This is a genomic window from Microcoleus sp. Pol7_A1, from assembly GCF_036701085.1.
GTDB lineage: Bacteria > Cyanobacteriota > Cyanobacteriia > Cyanobacteriales > Microcoleaceae > Microcoleus > Microcoleus asticus.
This window is the reverse complement of sequence record NZ_JAUBQD010000161.1, coordinates 1-1,469: the sequence shown is the minus strand read 5'-3', so window position 1 is coordinate 1,469 and position 1,469 is coordinate 1. Positions and strand designations below refer to the sequence as shown.

The 1,469-nt window shown below is 47.7% G+C and carries 1 protein-coding gene; it reads right to left on the bottom strand.

Going from position 1 to position 1,469, the window contains the following annotated elements:
* Positions 1–1,469 (bottom strand): AAA family ATPase (locus QUA20_RS31740; RefSeq protein WP_333194313.1); only part of this gene is annotated, 1,469 nt, incomplete at both ends.

Genomic DNA, 1,469 nt, shown 5'->3' with positions numbered 1-1,469 from the left:
AGGGCAATCTGCACGGCCTCTAGAAATTGATGTTGGGCTTGAGCAGCTTGAATTTGAATTTCATAGACCTTAATCGTATCCAACAGAGTTCGAGAGCGTTCTGCAATGACTGCCGCCAATTGTTTCATCTGCTCGAAGTTGCCGCTGAGGTAAGCTGCTTCAGTGGCAGCTTCGTAGAGGGCTAGGGTTATTTCGTACTGGGTTTGCCAGCTATCTTCAGCTAACAAGGCGATGCCTGTCGTGCAATACTCAAATGCGGCTGTATAGGCAGTTGCTGCTCTGGCTTTTTGTCCGGCTTTGAGATTGAGTTGGGCGAGTTCTATTTGCTGCGATGGAGCGACGATCAGGGATTTGCCGATATTTAGTTGGTTAACGATCTCAAACAGTTTTTCTTCTGTTTCGGCGGCGGACGTATGAGTCAGTAATAGTTGCCCGATTTTTAAGTGAGCGATTTGTTTTTGCTCGTCGGGAATCAGGGAATAAGCTGCTTGCTGGACGCGATCGTGCAAGAATTTGTAAGAACACGAGTCAGAGTCGAGAAGTTCCGAGCTTGAGGGATTTTGTACCCTCAATTGAGACTTTTCCTGAAAAAACTTATAGACCTCACTGGTGGGTAAAACCAATCCCTCTTGTAATGCTTTCCATAAGTTTGAAGCAGTCTCAGCTTGAGTTTTTTCGTCAACTATCGCCAGGGTTGCTAAGTCAAACTCGTTGCCAATGCAGGCGGCAAGTTTCAGCACTGTTTGAGCCGGTGCGGGCAACTTCTGCAATTGAAGCGCCATAAATTCAACTACATCATCAGTCAGCGCCAGCGATCGAATTTGAGCAATGTCGCACTGCCAGAAACCAATCTCAGTGTTGAATGCAATCCATCCCTCATCGTGTAGCGCTTTGAGAAATTGGGTGGCAAAGAAGGGATTACCTTGAGTTTTTTGGTACACCAATTCTGTCAGAGGTGCAGCAATCTCTTGCGAACAGCTCAGGGTATCTGCAACCAGGTGGTTGAGGTCATTTTGGAGCAGGGGTTTGAGAGTAATGGTGTCGACGGCGGCACCGCTGCTGCAAACTTCATCTAGCGTCAGCATGAGAGGATGAGCAGCAGAAACCTCGTTATCCCGGTAAGCGCCAATTAACAGGAGGTAGCCAGCGTGAGTGTCGCTCATTAATAGGTGCATCAACTTGAGCGATGCCGAATCTGCCCACTGCAAGTCATCAAGAAAGATGACTAAGGGATGGTCTTGGGTGGTAAAGACTTGAATAAACTTTGGGAATAACAAGTTGAAGCGATTTTGACTGGCATTTCCCACCTGTTCGGCAACGGGTGGCTGTTGACCGATAATCCGTTCGAGTTCGGGGATGACTTGAATGATGACTTGTCCGTTTTCTCCGAGTGCGGAGAGAATTTTGGCTTTCCATCGCTCGAGTTGTTCGTCTGTCTCGCTCAACAGTTGTGCCATTAAGTCGCGAAA